We start from the raw sequence: 18,161 nt of genomic DNA, 5'->3' as shown, positions 1-18,161 counted from the left end.
AAGTCCGGGGTATACCTATTTTCCTCACTTTCACTAGGGATAGCGAAAGTCCTAGGCTGGGGGATATAGGTTTCGACCGTAGAATCAAATTCGAGATGAAGACAATACTTAGACTCTAAGATCGATTCCACTAGGATGGTTTTACCGCCATTTGCCTTGATCGCTGGAAAGCGAACAATATTCTTGACAGCTGACCTTTTGAGCTTGCGAGCGGGAATATTCATTTCGAGCATTTCCTAAGCATCCTTACTCAAAATATACTCTATTTTATAAGCTTATCCTATAAAATTTATAAACATATCCTATAAATTTATAACCTTTACCTATAATTTACATTAGACAGCAATTTCTGCCAGATTCCCTTTTTCTTCCAGCCAGGTTTTACGATCTCCCGCGCGTTTTTTAGCGAGCATCATATCCATGATTTGCATGGTGCCGTCATCTTCACCAATGGTGAGCTGCACCAAGCGGCGGGTATCGCGCGCCATGGTGGTTTCGCGTAGCTGCAAGGGGTTCATCTCGCCCAAACCTTTAAAGCGCTGCACATTGGGCTTGCCTTTTTTATTTTCAGCGGCGATGCGGTTGAGCACGCCATTTTTCTCGCCTTCATCGAGCGCGTAATACACTTCTTTGCCGATATCGATACGGTAGAGCGGCGGCATGGCCACATACACAAAACCGTTGCGCACCAATACCGGGAAATGTTTTACAAAGAGCGCGCAGAGCAAGGTAGCGATGTGTAAACCATCCGAGTCGGCGTCGGCGAGGATGCATATTTTGTGATAGCGCAATTCACTCAAATCTTCACTGCCGGGATCCATACCAATCGCGACAGAAATATCGTGCACTTCCTGACTCGCGAGGATTTCACCCGAATCGACTTCCCAGGTATTCAGGATTTTCCCGCGCAGTGGCATGATCGCCTGGAATTCACGGTCGCGCGCCTGTTTGGCGGAGCCGCCAGCAGAATCCCCTTCCACTAAAAACAATTCGCTGCGCGCCGGATCGCCACTGGAGCAATCTGCCAATTTTCCTGGCAATGCCGGCCCTTGGGTCACGCGTTTACGTTCAATTTTTTTACTCGCACGCACACGTTTTTGCGCGTTGCTGATACAAAATTCCGCGAGCTTATCGCCGTCTTCTGTGTGTTGGTTTAACCAGAGCGCAAACGCATCTTTGGTGATACCGGAAACAAAGGCCGCCGCTTCACGCGAGGTTAAACGCTCTTTGGTTTGTCCGGAAAATTGCGGGTCTGCGTGTTTGTAGGAGAGCACATAGCAGCAGGCCGCCCACAGATCTTCTGGCGCGAGTTTTATTCCACGCGGCAACAAATTGCGGAATTCGCAGTAATCGCGCAGCGCATCGAGCAAACCTGTGCGCAAACCATTGACGTGGGTTCCGCCCTGCGCGGTGGGAATCAGGTTAACGTAACTTTCCTGAATTAATTCGCCGCCTTCTGGCAACCATTGCAACGCCCAGCTGACCGCTTCCGTTTGACCACTGAAATCGCCAACGAAGGGATGCTCAGGCAACGTAATAAATTCTTGCGTTGCTCCCGCGAGATAATCTTTTAAACCATCTTCGTAAAACCACTCATCTTTTTCACCAGTTTGTTCATCCAAAAAGGTGACCGACAAACCGGGGCACAGCACTGCTTTTGCGCGCAACACATGGCGCATGCGGCTAACCGAAAATTTATTTGAATCAAAATAAATAGGATTTGGTAAAAAATGGACGCTGGTGCCGGTTTGGCGTTTGGGGCAGGTATCGATAATTTCCAGATCGCTGGCTTTATCGCCGTTGGAAAAACCCATCTGGTAAACATTGCCATCGCGTTTCACAGTAACGATTAATTTTTCCGACAGCGCGTTAACAACAGAAACACCCACGCCGTGCAAACCACCAGAGAACTGGTAATTTTTATTGGAAAATTTACCGCCCGCATGGAGCGTACACAAAATTACTTCTACACCGGGTTTACCTTGCTCCGGATGGATATCCACCGGCATACCGCGGCCGTCATCAATCACTGTGACCGATTGATCTTTGTGTAATATAACGTTGATAGTTTTTGCGTGGCCCGCAAGCGCTTCATCTACCGAGTTGTCAATAATTTCCTGCGCGAGATGGTTCGGTCGCGTGGTTTCGGTGTACATGCCGGGGCGTTTTTTTACCGGGTCTAATCCCGTGAGTACTTCAATATCTTCTGCGGAATAATTTGCCATCTTATTTTCTATTTACCCAAAAAAGTAAAAAGGCCGAGTAATTAAACAAAGCCTAGTGTTTAAAAAATGTCATGCAATCATCAAGATAGCGTTCGAACCCCTGAAAAGCGTGATCGCCGCCCTCTTCTATCGTCTGCTTGCATGCGTGGTATTTTTGTACCGCTTCCCGGTAGTCGAGTGTTTCATCGCCCGTTTGTACCAGCAGCCAATAATTGTTGGGGTGCGCGATAGGCACATCGGCCGCAATAATCTCGTCAATGTGGTGTGCGCTTAAGCGGTAGCTATCATCCGTGTGATAACTTTTCAGGTCAACCTCTAAATAGGCCGGCATAAAATCTTGCGGGCGTACAGCAGGATTAATCAGCACTGCACGCAAATTATATTTCTCCGCCAGCCAAGTCGCCCAGAATCCGCCGAGTGAACTGCCCATTAAATAAACAGGCGCAGGTAAGTGCTGCTCAATTAATGATTCCAGCAACTTTTGTGCATCCGCTGGATAAGGCGTTAATTGGGGGCAGAGGAATTCAATTTCCGGATGCGCAACAGCCAACCATTGTGCGGTTTGCTGTGCTTTGAACGAGAGGGGGGAACTGAGAAAACCGTGGATGTACAGCAACGCAGCCATAGGCGATCAATAGCCTGCCGATTTGTAATCGATCACGTATTGCTTGTTAGTCACGCGTGCGATGCCGGTAGTAAACGACCCATCGCTGTTAAGTTCAAACCAGCGATAACCGGGCATTTGAGTATCTACCGTAAAATCATCGCACAGTGGTTTAAATTGCACACAGGTAGAGGGCGTCGCAACCAGAGTAACGCCTTTACGCCTTTGCTGGAACTCTTGATGCACGTGCCCCCAGGCAACCAGTTTCACTTGAGGGTGATCATCGATTAATTGAAAGAAAGCATCGGCATTGCGCACGACATATTGGTCAATCCACACACTGCCCACCGGAACCGGTTGATGGTGCAATGAAACAATAGTGTGCTTGTCGGGATGACTTTCAAGCACATGCGCAAGAAAATCCAATTCACTTGCCGCCAGTTGACCATACACTTGGCCGGACACGCTGGAATCCAACAACACTAACAGCCATTCGCCCAAAGTGACCAAGCGCCCTTGAATACCCAAGGCATCCTGTTCAGAAGCCATTATCTCAGCCGAATCGTGGTTGCCAGCAAGCCAGCTAAGAGGTTGGGGAAAGTAACGGCGGATCGAATGAGCAAAACGCCGGTAACAATCGATATGGCCTGCACTGGCGACATCACCAGTACAAACTAAATGATCAAAACGCGGCTCCACCTCCTGGATAAGCTGTAGCACATCCTCAAGGCTCTGGTCGGTGTTTAACCCCAAAAGGGTTTCGCTCTGCTGCGGCCCCAAATGGCAATCGGTTATCTGAATCAGACGCACTGGCGGCTCTCGTCCCTCGATAGTCGGGTTCTGTAAATGATTAACAGACTAGGTTCCACTCACGCTCTGGCGTGGACTTAAGTGTCAAAATGGATAAGTTTCAACCGCAACGATATACGCTAATCAGGGTTTACGCCACCCTGCAACTATGGAAAAAACGGCATTTGCAGCCAAGAAGTGTAAATTTTGTGAGGAAGTTAAGAATTGCTTACAACAGATTTTACAAACAGCAACAGATGCGATTGCACAGCTACATACTCTAGGACCGTGCGACACAATCGCAGGGAGAATAATTTTTAATCAAAACAAAAGGACGTATCAAGGCTATGGCCATGCTCCAAACACAGGGTTAACCATTCACCCAGAAAACAATTGAGCTGATATTTTTCATCACTTTGGTACATGGACTGGTTAGGATATTCATAGCGTGGACGCAAACGTTTATGCCCTTCCCACGCCAGAACCTCAGCAAGCTTTGCATCGTGATACATGCGCAGGGTTAATCTGGGCATCTTGAGCCAGTTGGAACTTGTATCTATTGCCGCGCGGCTTAACTCTAAGGTTGTGGTGTAAGGCGAACGCTCGGTAATGCGCAGTACATGCAGCCATTGTTGGGCACCACGCGCCACCATAAAACGGAATTCATCTTGCAGCTCACCGGTTTGATCCCGCCGATTACTGGCAAGCAATTTGGTCAGGCGGGCATAATTAGTTTCACACTCAGCCATCTGCAGCGGCAAATCCACCTTATAACGCTCTTTGTAAGTTACGTAGGCAGGTTGGATTTTGGTGGCGCGCAGTGTAAACATAGAGGCCTTAAAAATTTGCCGAAACAGGGGCGCAAATAAAAAAGTAAGAGTAGTAAGAATTGCCGGGCGATTCCGTTGTAGCTTGGAACACCCGATAGTTGAAGTGTTAGCCAGACTCGATGCTAAGTCAATGGTTGCAAAAAATTATTCACTGATCGGCAAATTGCGCAACCGCACTCTGTTGAGTTGCAGCCATTGCAAACAAATTAGCGCTGCTGCGTTATTAAAAGCGCCGTTTAATAACTCGGCAAAAACATTATCCGCAGCCAATACATGGACGCGAATATCCTCCCCCTCTTCAGGCAAACCGTAAATACCCCCTGCCTGACTTAAATCGCATAAACCACAAAATAAATGCAATTTTTCATCACAACCACCAGGGCTGGATAAATAATTGCAAATGTATTCCATTGCATAGGGTAGTATATTCGCCTCTTCGATCAGCTCGCGCCGTGCGACATCTTCAGGCGACTCGCCATCTTCCAACATACCGGCAACAACTTCATAGCACCAGGGGCCATTAGGTTCGTCGAGTGCACCTATACGAAATTGTTCGACCATACCGATCAAATCATGTTTAGGATCATAAAGCACCACCGCGACCGCTTCGCCGCGCACAAATAGCTCGCGGCCAATTTCCTTACCCCAGCCACCGTCGAACAACTTATGACGAAGAAATATTTTTTCTACGCGAAAAAAGCGTTTATACATTTCTTCGCGACGAATAATTTCCACATCGGCGCGGGTGAATTCTGGTTTTTTGATCATAATGATTTATATTGGATAGCTTAATAAAAAATAACTGTGCAAAAGCCCCCTCCCCCCCTTATCAGGGGAGGGAGTAGTCTGCAATTTACACCCGATGATAAATCTCAGCGCCTGCTTCCAAAAACTCTTTGGATTTTTGTTTCATTTCCGCTTCGACATCGATCATCTTGATAATATCCTGATCACCAATCACCGAAATATCAGTGCCATTTTTTGCAGCGTAATCGCGCACTTCCTGGGTGATTTTCATCGAGCAGAATTTCGGCCCACACATGGAGCAAAAGTGTGCAACTTTTGCAGAATCTTTCGGTAAAGTTTCATCGTGGTAAGAGCGCGCCGTATCAGGGTCAAGCCCCAGATTAAACTGATCTTCCCAGCGGAATTCAAAACGCGCTTTTGACAAGGCATTATCACGTAATTGTGCCCCCGGATGGCCTTTCGCCAAATCCGCTGCGTGTGCGGCAATTTTGTAGGTAATGATCCCTTCTTTCACGTCATCTTTATTCGGTAAACCCAAATGCTCTTTGGGTGTTACATAGCAAAGCATTGCACAACCGAACCAACCGATCATAGCTGCACCAATACCCGAGGTGATGTGATCGTAACCCGGTGCAATATCGGTCGTTAATGGGCCAAGCGTATAGAAAGGAGCTTCGTCGCAAACTTCCAATTGCTTGTCCATATTTTCTTTAATCATATGCATAGGTACGTGGCCCGGACCTTCGATCATGCATTGCACATCGTGTTTCCAGGCAATTTTGGTCAACTCACCGAGCGTTTCCAACTCGCCAAATTGCGCTTCGTCATTTGCATCGGCAATCGAACCGGGGCGCAGGCCATCACCCAATGAAAAACTTACATCGTAAGCTTTCATGATTTCGCAAATTTCATCGAAGTGGGTGTAAAGGAAATTTTCTTTGTGATGTGCCAGGCACCATTTGGCCATGATCGAACCACCGCGCGATACAATGCCCGTCACACGTTTAGCGGTGAGCGGCACGTAGCGCAGCAACACACCGGCGTGAATCGTAAAATAATCCACACCTTGCTCCGCTTGTTCAATCAATGTATCGCGAAAAATTTCCCACGTCAGATTTTCTGCAACGCCATCTACTTTTTCCAGTGCTTGATAAATAGGGACGGTACCGATAGGCACATGCGAGTTACGAATAATCCATTCGCGGGTCTCATGGATATTTTTTCCGGTAGACAAATCCATCACCGTATCGGCGCCCCAACGCGCACCCCAGGTGAGTTTCTCTACTTCTTCTTCAATTGATGAACCCAAGGCTGAGTTACCGATATTGCCATTAATTTTCACCAGGAAATTACGGCCGATAATCATCGGCTCCAATTCCGGGTGATTGATATTGGCAGGGATAATCGCACGGCCGCGCGCTACTTCATCGCGCACAAACTCTGGAGTAATTTCTTCAGGAATACTTGCACCAAAACTCATACCTTTGTGCTGCTGCCCCAAGGCTTTATATTGAGGATCTACACTCAATTCACGCGCTTGGGCCAGCGCCATGTTTTCGCGGATGGCGATATATTCCATCTCCGGGGTAATGATCCCTTTTTTGGCGTAATGCATTTGCGATACGTTCATGCCGGGTTTTGCGCGGCGCGGTTTACGGGTGAGATTGAAACGCAGACTCGCCAATTTGGGATCATTCAGGCGGGCATTGGTAAATTCAGAGTGACTGTCTTCCAATACTTCAGTGTCGTTGCGCTCTTCAATCCAGGCGGTGCGCACATCGCCCAAACCTGTGCGCAAATCAATTTTTACGTTCGGATCTGTGTAAGGGCCAGAAGTGTCGTAGACACGTACAGGGGGATTTTTTTCGCCACCGAAATCCGTTGGAGTATCAGCCAGGGTAATTTCGCGCATGGGCACTTGAATATCCGCACGCGAACCCTGCACATAAATTTTTTGTGAGCCAGTAAAGGGCTGTACCGAGGCTTTATCGACTTCGGCGGTTTGGCTGAGAATTTTTTCGACGCTGGTATTCATAATAGTGGCCTTGTCTTAATCAAGTATTTAAATAAATTTGGATAATAGAACGTGATTTAGTAAAAAGAATAGAAGTGATGAACCGGGCCTGAGCCCTGCCCTATGTGCAACTTTTCGGAATGCACCAAAGCTTGATGCAAATAGTCTTTTGCCTGCTTGACCGAGTCACTGAGCGACAGCTGTTTCGCCAAACCAGCGGCAATTGCCGATGCCAGAGTACAACCGGTTCCGTGGGTATTTTTAGTGTGTAATCGCGGTGCAGAAAAAGCTTCAACACCCGCTGTGGTGATTAATAAATCCGTTGCATCTTCACCATCGGTGTGGCCACCTTTCATCAATACGGCGCGCGCACCCAAAGAGAGAATTTTTTCACCTTGCACTTGCATTTCCGCAAGATTTTGCGCGGTTGATGAATTCAACAGCACTGCTGCTTCATGCAAATTAGGAGTTACCAGAGTAGCAAGCGGGAGCAATTTTTCAATCAGCGTTTGAATCGCATCTTCTGCCAATAATCTATCGCCACTGGTTGCGACCATCACTGGATCAAGCACAAAAGGAATTTGCGGATAAGCACTTAGGGACTCTGCAACAGCAGCGATAATTTCCGCCGTTGCCAACATGCCGCTTTTAATCGCACCGACATTGATATCGCTCATTACCGAATGGATTTGCTGTTGTACAAACGCCGGCGGAATTGGCAATACACCTTGAACACCAAGCGTGTTTTGCGCAGTGAGCGACGCAATAGCACTGCAACCAAACACACCCAAAGCAGAAAAGGTTTTTAGGTCGGCTTGAATACCTGCACCGCCACCGCTGTCGCTACCGGCAATAGTAAGAGCTATGGGAGTTGGTATGAATGAGTGCATGGTATTTCCGCAATGTATTGACTAAACAGCAAAGACGCGGGGAAAGGGAGAAATACCAAGGCACGCTGAATAGATACTAGGCATGCAAAAAACTGGAGGCTCTCGTTCCCTACGCCGGTACTAACCGGATCAGGTCGGCGGGTATATCTCAGCCTCGTTACCAGCATACAGCCAGCAAAAAGCACCCCGACAAGAAAACCGGCAGTCTATTGGAGTTAACGGGGAGAGTAAAGGTAGGGCGCTGTTTGCTGCGCCCTGATGTGCTTGAAAAACCCGGGCGCAGCAAGCGGCGCCCCTAAGGGTTTGGATTATTTGCGGAGATTGTTAGGCGCGTTAAGCAGCGCCCCTACCAATGGTTATTTTTCCTGGGATTTCAATAAGCCCAACTTACCTGCGAGCAGTGCAGTCGTTGGTGCTTGAATCAAAATAGTACCCAGAATAAAGATGAAGGTAATAGCGCCCACCACATCGATACCCGGCACTTTCATACCCGCCAAAATACCCACCAAGGCCGCAGGAATAACACCGGTTTCCCGAGTCCAGCTCATAAATACCAACTCTTTCCACGTCCACTTGGCCCGACGATCAGGACCAGCACAAATGAAGACGGTCAGTGGGCGCGCGATAAAGATAAAGATGAACAGGAGGATCAAACCAACACCCAAATATTCTTTGAGCAGATGGAAATCGACTTGTGAACCCAGCAGGATAAAAATAAACATACGCATTAACAGCGCGGTGTTGCCTACATAATCTTCAAGATATTCGTGCTCGTGGTGATCCAGCGGCAGATTGAATGTCTCTTTGTTGCCGATCATTACACCGCAGGTGAATACCGCCATAAAGCCGGACGCGCCAATGGCATCGGCCAACAGATATACAGTAATTACCGCGAGGATAATCACAAAAGGGGTCACTTCACGGAAAATACCCAAAGTGTTATGCGCCATCAGGAAAGCAGCGCTGTAACCAACAATTGCACCCAACACCAAGCCCATACCAGCCTCATAGGCCAGTTCGCCCAGAGAGTGGGTCAGGCTAAAACCTTCACCAGTACCCATCACATAAGCGACAACTGCGAAAGTAGCGATTGCGCCCATAGCATCGTTGAGCGCAGATTCACTCATCACCGTTTGGGATACGCGATCTTTGATTGGTACTTGTTTGAAAATAGGTACGAGCGTTGCGGGGTCAGTTGACGCAGTCAAGGCCCCCAATACCAACGCAACACCGATGGGGATACCCAGCCAGACACCGGCGTAAGTAATGATGGCGCCGGTAATCAATACACCAAGCGTGGCGATCACAGTCAAGGTGATCCAGATTTGCTTCAACACCGCAAACCGCAGGGTCGCACCACCTTCAAACAACAAGTAGCAAGCGCCAATGGTGAGGATCAACTGGTTCATGGTGGAGTCAGCCGGCACATGCAGTAAACCACCAATCGTTGGGCCAAGGCCAATACCGATTAAGAGAAACAACACGATATCCGGTACTTTGATTTTTTTGGCAACAACACCGCCTAACAATCCGGTAAAAATAATAATCCCGACATACATAAGGTCGAGCTTGGCAATATCTAATGACGACATGGCGACTCCAAGGTTAAAAGTTAAAAAACGTAAAGCTGAAAATGGGTGCATGCTGCCAGCAAATGAGCGAGGCCATTATAAATTGCGTGTAAATTCCCTCTAGTTACGCCTGTAAACTCACCAACCCACACGGCAGATACAAAAAACCGGAGGTGTCCTCCGGTTTTTAATCAGATCAAATCAATGTGCAACTAGCCAAAAACGGCCTTCGCCAAGCTCAAAGCCACCAAATAACCACAGGTATAAGCAACAAATACTAGAGGGGTATAACGCAAAAAAGCACCAAACGTCAGCCCTTTCACCTTGCTCATGGCAATAATCCCTGCAGCTGAACCAATTGCCAGCAATGAACCACCCACACCTACCCCGTAAGTCAATGCCAGCCATTCGGGGGTTTGCAATACAGGCTCAGACTTCAATAACGCAGCAGTCAGAGGGACGTTATCAATCAAGGCAGAGAACAATCCCATTAAATAGTTAGCATATTGAGGCGCAATTTGGGCGTAGAAATTGGTGAGCAGGTCCAGCGTGCCAATTTCTTTCAACATACCGACTAACAATAAAATCCCGAGGAAGAACAACAGGGTTTCATATTCAATTTGGCGAACATATTCCAGAATGCGAGTTTCTTCCGGATCCATATCCATAAAGTGGCCGATAAAAAACATCACCGATAGACCAACCAAAAAGGTGAGCACCGGGGGTACATGAAAGAAGAAATTAAACAGCATGGTGCAGATAATAGTACTAAAGAAAGTGCCTACGATTGCCCAATCCATACCTGTAAAAGTGCGCACATTTTTCTCGGTGGTGACCTGACCGGAAACACCCGGAAACATCAAACCCGCCAATACCATTACACCCACAATCGCCGGAATCCACAGCAACAGCAGCTGTGGCATGGTGACGTGACCAGAGAGAAAGATCATGAGGGTAGTGACATCACCGGTAATCAGCGCAACGCCGCCGGAGTTCACGGCAAACACAACCAATACCGCGAGCTTGATACGGGTTTTCTGGTCGACATCAAACGCATGCACCAACCCCAGCGTTACCAGGGTCGCAGTCACGTTATCGCAGATCATAGATAAGGTCATTGCAAAGAGCGCAACAAGGATCATCAAACTGCGCGTGCTCATTTGTGCCGGGCACAAACGTTGCACTACTGATTGCACTATACCTTTAGCATTGAGATAGGCTACGAAGGTCATGGTTGCCATCAGAAATAGCCATAGAGTGGCGATTTCCAACAGATTGTGATTGAGCTTTTCCAACATCACATCTTGTTGTTCGTGACCACCTGAAAACATAAACATCACCAGCCATGACAAACTGCCAAAAAACAAGGTGGTTTTGGCTTTATTGATGTGGATAACTTCCTCGAACACCACACCAAGCAGGGCAAGCACCGCAAAAACTATCAGCACGACTTCCAATGACATCGGCATATACGACCTTTAATAAAAAATGAAGAAGCTGGTGAGCGGCAATGGATTGACCACATCAATAGCAGCTAGTCAGTAGCGACTAGGTGCGGCAGTAGGGCAAACGAGTAAACTCACGCTTGCCTCTGCTCAATTTGGGCGCGCATGATAAAAGTTGCACTGCGATGAAGCAATCAAACACTGTGAGAATAGTCGAGAAAATCAATAACTTGCTACGATCCTTCAATATCGCGCCAAAACTTACGCAAAAACTGCTCCATAAATCCACATTGACTAATAGCACTATCGTTACAGTCACTGACAATTTTTTGCCCAGTGAATCTGTATCCTACACAACTGTGTCTAATCCCCTGCAATTGGAGATCACCCTGGCGAGGAGATGGATTAGAGGCGGGATGGTTTAGAAAGGTAAAACACGAAACTAAGCTTACATTTGTAACTTCACGGCGAGTGCGGCGCGTTTTACCCTTTTTAACGACTGAACCCTCGTTCATTTCTCGACCCCAAGGCAGCAAGCGGCTAAACTCCACGCAACTCGCTTATTTGTACCTACACCCGCGCTGAACAATACAGTACGTCTGGTTTACCGCGGGTGTTGAACTGGAATTCTCAACTCTGGACTTTGGAAAACTCTATGAAAAAGACCAAGCTTTACTTGCTCGTCAGCCTCTTTTCTCTCGCACCTTTGACTGCCAGTGCTAACAGCTTGCTGGATATTTATGAGCTGGCAGCACAAAACGATGCTCAATTAAAAGCCGACAAGGCGAAATATGAGGCTGGCTTGGCAAACAAAACTATTGGCCGCTCCGGCTTGCTACCGCAAATCAACGCCAAAGCACAACTGGGGAATACCGACGAAGACACCGTCAACAATTTAACTAACACTACCCTGAAAACTGACAGTGACTCTAGCGGCTGGGATCTTTCTTTATCGCAACCCCTGTTTAATATGTCTTCATGGTACAGCTACAAACAGGGCGTTAAATTAAGTGAACAAGCTGAAGCACAATTTGGCGCCGACCAACAAAGCCTGATCGTCCGCACAGCTGAAGCCTACTTCAATGTACTGCGCGCCATAGAAACTCTGGAAGCAACCATTGCAGAAGAAAAAGCCTTGGAGAAACAGCTTGAACAAACCAAGCAACGCTTTGAAGTGGGCTTGACCGCCATTACCGAAGTGCACGAAGCCCAGGCGGCATTCGACAGCGCTAGAGCCGCAACCCTTGAAGCACGTGGGAACCTGGGAATTAATTATGAAGCGCTCGAAGTGCTGACTGGTAAACCAGAAGACCGCATTGCACCATTATCGGCAAAATTCCCGGTGATAACACCCGTTCCTGCCAACCGCGCGGAGTGGGTCGAATTTTCATTAAAGAACAACTACAACCTGAAAGCCTCAAAGCTGCAGGCCGAGGCTTCCCTGCAGAACGCCAAGGCAAACAAGTCCAATCATTTGCCAACCCTTGGTGCCACACTGGGTTACTCGGATTACGATAGCGACGGCATCAATCGTGGTGATACCTTTGATACGACAACCGATGGCAGCACCATCAACCTGCGCTTGGATGTTCCTATTTACAGCGGCGGTGCAACCTCTGGCCGCAGCCGTCAGGCTTATGCGCAATACACACAAGCGCAGGAGCTTTACAACAGTACCCAACGCAACGTAATTCAAAGCACACGCGCCCTGCACCTCTCAGTTGAAACTGATGTTGCCAGTGTACAAGCGCGCAAGCAGGCGATTGTATCCAACCAATCAGCATTGGAAGCAACCCAATCCGGTTACGAAGTTGGCACCCGCAATTTGGTGGAAGTGTTGTTAGCACAGCGCAATTTGTACCAGGCGCGCCGCAACTACTCAGATGCACTTTACAATTACGTGATCGATACCATCAAACTGCGCGAAGTTGCTGGCATGCTGACTCCAGCCGATGTGCAGGAAATTGATAAGTGGTTGCTGGACGACGCACTGGTGAGCCGCAGCAAATACGAAAACTGATCACAATAAGCATTGCACAATGATCAATAAAAATGCCGGACTAATCTCCGGCATTTTTATTGGTAAATAAATTCATGCTTAATGGCGCATCAGTTAATAATTTTTTTACAAAGTTCTTCACAAAAAAATCATTTGTCATCTAAACCGATTTTAATGCCCAATAAACAAACGTATAGTCCACTCGCTTTTCGCCGTATCAAGAGCACACATAACAATAAATAGTCTGCCCTTATTTCTCTGGAAAGCTTTAACTCCCCTGAATTTAGCAGGCGCCATTATTCGGTCAATCCGTTCATTTATCCCAATAACTGACGAGATTGAAATCATGCTAAAAAAAATCTTTATCACTACTGCACTACTCGGTTGCGCTGCTAGCGCATTTTCTGCATCCAATCGCCCTGACGGCTACGTCACTATTTGTAAAATCGGGCAAACCTGTTCAGTCAGCGGATCATCCAATGTTGCCTTCGGCGCGTCAGGTGCATTCGTTTATAAAATCCTGAGCGGCAGCTTCTCATGCTCGGTAGCCACCTTTGGTTCCGATCCGATTCCATCAAAATCTGTGAAGGAATGCTCTATTCCCGCTTCTGGTTCCGGTGGCACTACATCATCCTCACCATCGACATCCTCTTCAGGTAGCACCAGCAGCAGCGGCAGTACGAGCGGCAGCATCACCGGGGCAACCTGTACCGCCAATGGTTCGGTGAGTGTGAGCACCACCATCAAAGTGACCAGTGGAGTTTATGACGGCGGCTGCAAAGTATTTAACGCAACTACAGCGTTGGGAGACGGCAGCCAAAGCGAAGGACAAAGCCCGGTGTTCCGTGTAGAGAACGGTGCTACCTTGAAGAACGTGATTTTTGGCAACAATGCTGCCGATGGGATTCACTTTTACAACGGTGGCACCATCGACAATGTGCGCTGGACCAACGTAGGTGAAGATGCAATGACCATTAAATCGTCCGGCACTGTGAATGTAAAAAACATTTCCGGATTCGCCGGTTCCGATAAATTTATTCAGGTCAATGCAGCATCAACGCTCAACGTATCCAATTGTGTTGTGGATAGCATGGGTAAGTTCCTGCGGCAAAATGGCGGTACTACATTCAAGGTTGCAGTAAGCGTTGATAAGTGCCAGATATCCAATATGGGTGAAGGTATTTTCCGCACTGACAGCTCCACCAGCACGGCAAAAATTACCAATAGCCGTTTGAGAAACGCGGGCAGCATTTGCATTGGCAAGTGGGCAAGCTGCACCAGTTCAGGTATAACCAACTATTAATCGTTAGCAACTTTCTGTTAGCAATGAAAAACGCCGGACGTTCATCAACTGAACGTCCGACGTTTTTATTTAATGAATAATTATGAAATATTTTTTGCAGGTCATGTCAAGGAGATGCTGAATTACTTGCCATACCTGCAACTACAGACATCCGGATAATTGACAGCTATGGATACCCGCGTTCGCAGGTATGACGAGCGATACATTATTCATGATTTCCTTAAATAATCGGCAATCACTAAAAGCGTTTTATCCAAAGCACCGCGATTTTCCAATGCCACCCGCAAAGCAGCATTACCCACCTCTACTCGCAGCGAATCGTTCTCCAACAAGCGAACAAACGCTTCGGCAAGTGTTTGTGCCGAATTAACTTTAATTAATGCACCTGCATCGGTCAGCAAACGTGCAACCTCTGCAAAATTAAATAAATGCTCACCACTGATTAAGGGCAAACCCCAAGCAGCCGGTTCAATGAAGTTATGTCCGCCATTGGGCACCAGGCTTCCACCAACAAATGCGATATCGCTGGCACCAAACATCAACATCAATTCACCCATGGTATTGCAGAGCAAAATGTCACTCGCTCCGTTCCAACTATGCTCACTGCGCCGCACCACACTGTAACCACGGCTCGCACACAACTGCCCTACCCGTTCAAAACGTTCAGGGTGGCGCGGGACTAAAACCAGGACTGCGCCGCGTGCCCAAGCGAAAGAACTTGCACGAACCTGCGCAAAGGCATCGAGAATAATTTCGTCTTCACCTTGATGGGTACTCGCTGCAATCAACACCAAGTGTTTGCCATCATTTGATAATTGACTCTTGAGCGTCGCCGCTTGTGCACGAAGATCATCACTTAAACTCAAATCGAATTTGATATTGCCTGTCACTATCACTTTATCGCCAGATAAACCTAATGCGACAAAACGCGCGGCATCGACCGAATTTTGAATCGCTGCACAGGATAAATGCTGCAACATAGGTTTGGTTAACGCACCAAAACGCGTATAGCCGCGCGCAGATTTTTCAGACAACCGACCATTGACCAACACAGCTGGAATATTGCGCTTGGCGCAGGCAGCCAAAGTGTTTGGCCACAACTCGGTTTCCATAACTAAATAGAGCGATGGTTTAACGCGCTTAAAAAAACGCGCCAATGCATCGGGCAAATCATAAGGTGCATAAACATGCACAACAGAATCACCCAGGGTTGCACGCACGCGCTCGGAACCCGTTGGGGTTGTAGTAGTAATCACCAACTGCACGCTTTCATCTGCCTGCAAACGGCGAATCAGCGGTAGTGCCGCTAAAAACTCACCCACTGATACCGTATGCAACCACACTACTTTTTTATGGGTAGTTAACGCGGAAAAAAAACCAAAGCGTTCCGCCCAGCGTTTTGCATAAGCGGGAGCGGCAATTGAACGCCAGAGCAAGCGCAGCAGTATAAAAGGCAGGAGCAGATAAAAAATGGAGGTATAGAGAACACGCATAGGCTGGCTCAAAAAAAGACAAGAACGCCAGAATAGCAAAATTTATTGCCCACCTAAAAGCCTTAGTCGATCAAGCGGGCTATTCACGCCAACAAAATGCTGCCCCAAAACATGCGTGTAAATTTGGGTTGTTTTTACATCATTGTGACCAAGAAGCTCTTGCACGTTACGAATATCACATCCCGCCTGCAATAAATGCGTTGCAAACGAATGGCGAAAACTGTGGCAAGTTACACGTTTGCGATCAATCCCTGCTGCCCGCACAGCTTGCTGCAACGCCTTGCGCGCAACCGAATCATGCAGGTGATGGCGACAGAGCGCGTGAGTAACCGGATGCTCTGAAAAACTGGATGATGGAAATACAAACATCCATGCAGGGGAGCGAAATGCATTGGGGAATTTTTTGGCAAGTTGATTAGGTAACGAAGGGCCTATACCGCGTTTATTATCCTCTGCCTGCAACGCGAGAGACTCATCAATTGCTTTTTGCAACTGCGGAATCAAGGATTTCCCTAATAACGTCTGCCTATCTTTATTACCTTTGGCATCACGAACACAAATAGAACCATTAGAAAAATCAACATCCTGAACACGCAAGCGCAAACATTCCGTAATACGCAAACCACTCGCGTACAACAATTCAAAAATCAAACGGTTACGCCCCTGCATTTGCACAAAAACACGCAAAATTTCCTCTTGGGTTAATACCACTGGCAAATGACGCTGCTTCACTGCAAGCGTAAAACCTAAATCACCCAACTCCTGCTTGAGCACCTTTGCATACAGAAAAACCAACGCATTCAAAGCGACCTTTTGGGTATTTACAGCAACATTTTGTTTGACTGCAAGCCAAGTGAGGAACGCCTTAACTTCAGCACCTGCCATTTCAGCCGGATGGCGTTTTTGATGAAACAAAATAAACTGTCGAGTCCAATACAAATAACTCTTCTCGGTGCGAATGCTGTAACCCCTCAGCCGGATCTCCCCCCTGACCATTTCCAAAAACGGACTGGATTTTCCTGTCATCACAACTCTCCCTGAAACACCTTAATACTGGTTTTGCATACAGTATATTATTAACAAACAACCTGCAATGCGCAAATACCTACTTTACACTGCGCGATAATCCCCTTTCATAAACCTGTAAACCCGATTATATTCAGCCACTTGCACGCTGGACGAATCCAAAAAACAAGCTCCGCCCAGCGAATAAACACGCTCGCGTGTTTATCCCTCCCTAATGTCCTGACGAAACCACAAAGATAACTTTGTATTTCAAAGAGTTGATGTGTTTTTCTAAAGAAAAAGTAAGGAAGGATAACGCGCATGCTCGGTATACAAATGTTAGGCAATTATGGACATTGAAAAGCAACCATTAAAAATATTCATTCGTGAAGCGATATTGAGAACTCCTCAAGGTTGGGTTGTCTTAGTCAGCTTTATTGTGAACTGGGCGTTGGTGCTACTAGCGCTCACAACTAAATTATCTTTTATTTTGCCTCAAAGTGGGCCGACATTAATTTATTTAGTCATTCTTCCGTGGCCATTTATAGTACTTCTAATATTTGTGTCTCTTTCATCTCCACATTACCGTGCAAGTATATCCGCTACTTTCTTTACGGCTGGTGCGGCTGCAACGCCGTATTGGTGGCTATATGCCTAACAAAGCGTAGCAACCCGCGCACTGCGTGCGCTGGACAGTTTGTAAGTCGCGGCTTTGTGGTTTTGCTGCGCAAAAGTAATCCACAAAGCCACAACTTACAAACTGCCGTTGTACGCGGCGTTGTAAGGTAATATTTTAGTTTTGTTATCGCACTTGGTTAGTGTTGTGAGTAAAAGCGTTTTCAGTTTCTATTACATCACCTGCCGTCCGGTCTAACCTGTGGTCGAGTGCTGAAAGTTCACGTAGGTTTCACTGCCGTGCTAAATTCGCTGCAGTGTTAATGAAAGCTAAAATTGAATTAAAGTGAATCACGCTTGGCCGCAGCTCCATCAAGTCCGCGCGTTGAACAAAATAATTGGGTGTGGTTTTCGTAAGAGTTTGCACTTTGTAGCAATAACTAACGTTCAGCTTACAACAAGGCGTTGAATCCGCGCACTGCGTGCGCTGGGACAGTTCGTAAGTCGCGCATGTGGTGAATCGTTACGGAAAGTTAATCGCAAGCGCAACTTACAAACTGCCCATTAACTAAGCGTTGTAAGGTAATATTTTAGTTTTGTTATCGCACTTGGTTAGTGTTGTGAGTAAAAG

15 protein-coding genes and 1 riboswitch are annotated in these 18,161 nt (G+C 47.2%); of the genes, 3 read left to right on the top strand and 12 right to left on the bottom strand.

Translation table 11 applies throughout. The annotated features are described in order from the left end of the window. From J2X05_RS20890 to nhaD, 10 genes are all read right to left on the bottom strand, one after another. Nucleotides 1-233 (bottom strand): hypothetical protein (locus tag J2X05_RS20890; protein WP_310076346.1); only part of this gene is annotated, 233 nt, incomplete at its 3' end. Between the two features lie 102 nt (nt 234-335). Then, entirely contained in the window at nt 336-2,225 is a 1,890-nt protein-coding gene (gene parE, locus J2X05_RS20885) for a DNA topoisomerase IV subunit B (RefSeq protein ID WP_310076343.1), read from the bottom strand. A 52-nt stretch (nt 2,226-2,277) separates the two neighbouring features. Then, on the bottom strand, nt 2,278-2,850 hold the full coding sequence (locus J2X05_RS20880) for a YqiA/YcfP family alpha/beta fold hydrolase (protein ID WP_310076340.1): 573 nt from the start codon (nt 2,848-2,850) through the stop codon (nt 2,278-2,280). A gap of 6 nt (nt 2,851-2,856) precedes the next feature. Further along, nucleotides 2,857-3,639 (bottom strand): 3',5'-cyclic-AMP phosphodiesterase, encoded by a 783-nt coding sequence (gene cpdA, locus J2X05_RS20875; RefSeq protein ID WP_310076339.1) that lies wholly within the window; start codon nt 3,637-3,639, stop codon nt 2,857-2,859. Between the two features lie 296 nt (nt 3,640-3,935). Further along, nucleotides 3,936-4,448, bottom strand: coding sequence for a DUF1249 domain-containing protein (locus tag J2X05_RS20870; RefSeq protein WP_310076337.1), 513 nt, complete (start codon nt 4,446-4,448; stop codon nt 3,936-3,938). A 144-nt stretch (nt 4,449-4,592) separates the two neighbouring features. Further along, complete coding sequence (locus tag J2X05_RS20865) at nt 4,593-5,216, bottom strand: NUDIX domain-containing protein (protein ID WP_310076336.1); 624 nt, start codon at nt 5,214-5,216, stop codon at nt 4,593-4,595. Between the two features lie 85 nt (nt 5,217-5,301). Further along, nucleotides 5,302-7,230 carry a phosphomethylpyrimidine synthase ThiC gene (thiC, locus tag J2X05_RS20860; protein ID WP_310076334.1) on the bottom strand — a complete coding sequence of 643 codons (1,929 nt, stop codon included), beginning with the start codon at nt 7,228-7,230 and terminating at the stop codon, nt 5,302-5,304. 56 nt (nt 7,231-7,286) lie between these two features. Continuing rightward, nucleotides 7,287-8,099 (bottom strand): bifunctional hydroxymethylpyrimidine kinase/phosphomethylpyrimidine kinase, encoded by an 813-nt coding sequence (gene thiD, locus J2X05_RS20855; protein WP_310076331.1) that lies wholly within the window; start codon nt 8,097-8,099, stop codon nt 7,287-7,289. A gap of 89 nt (nt 8,100-8,188) precedes the next feature. Then, a riboswitch (TPP riboswitch) is annotated at nt 8,189-8,298 on the bottom strand. Between the two features lie 157 nt (nt 8,299-8,455). Further along, a complete protein-coding gene (locus J2X05_RS20850; protein WP_310076329.1) occupies nt 8,456-9,691 on the bottom strand; it encodes a cation:proton antiporter in 1,236 nt (411 codons plus the stop codon). 191 nt (nt 9,692-9,882) lie between these two features. Next, a complete protein-coding gene (nhaD, locus tag J2X05_RS20845) occupies nt 9,883-11,139 on the bottom strand; it encodes a sodium:proton antiporter NhaD (protein ID WP_310076324.1) in 1,257 nt (418 codons plus the stop codon). 631 nt (nt 11,140-11,770) lie between these two features. Between nhaD and J2X05_RS20840 the strand changes: the two genes are divergently transcribed. Together J2X05_RS20840 and J2X05_RS20835 are read left to right on the top strand one after the other, a co-directional pair. Then, nucleotides 11,771-13,135 carry a TolC family outer membrane protein gene (locus J2X05_RS20840; RefSeq protein WP_310076323.1) on the top strand — a complete coding sequence of 455 codons (1,365 nt, stop codon included), beginning with the start codon at nt 11,771-11,773 and terminating at the stop codon, nt 13,133-13,135. A gap of 325 nt (nt 13,136-13,460) precedes the next feature. After that, nucleotides 13,461-14,417: a pectate lyase gene (locus J2X05_RS20835; RefSeq protein WP_310076322.1), complete on the top strand. Its 957-nt coding sequence runs from the start codon at nt 13,461-13,463 to the stop codon at nt 14,415-14,417. Nucleotides 14,418-14,626: 209 nt separating this feature from the next. On the opposite strand, the gene waaA is transcribed toward J2X05_RS20835, so the two are convergent. Further along, the gene (gene waaA / locus J2X05_RS20830; RefSeq protein ID WP_310076320.1) at nt 14,627-15,910 is read right to left on the bottom strand and encodes a lipid IV(A) 3-deoxy-D-manno-octulosonic acid transferase; all 1,284 of its coding nucleotides are present in this window, start codon (nt 15,908-15,910) and stop codon (nt 14,627-14,629) included. A gap of 42 nt (nt 15,911-15,952) precedes the next feature. Beyond that, nucleotides 15,953-16,936 carry an integron integrase gene (locus J2X05_RS20825; protein WP_310076319.1) on the bottom strand — a complete coding sequence of 328 codons (984 nt, stop codon included), beginning with the start codon at nt 16,934-16,936 and terminating at the stop codon, nt 15,953-15,955. Nucleotides 16,937-17,264: 328 nt separating this feature from the next. Between J2X05_RS20825 and J2X05_RS20820 the strand changes: the two genes are divergently transcribed. Then, entirely contained in the window at nt 17,265-17,573 is a 309-nt protein-coding gene (locus tag J2X05_RS20820) for a hypothetical protein (RefSeq protein ID WP_310076316.1), read from the top strand. The last annotated feature ends 588 nt before the right edge of the window (nt 17,574-18,161 follow it).

Source organism: Cellvibrio fibrivorans (genome assembly GCF_031457055.1).
Classification (GTDB): domain Bacteria; phylum Pseudomonadota; class Gammaproteobacteria; order Pseudomonadales; family Cellvibrionaceae; genus Cellvibrio; species Cellvibrio fibrivorans.
This window is presented reverse-complemented; position numbering and strand designations above follow the sequence as displayed.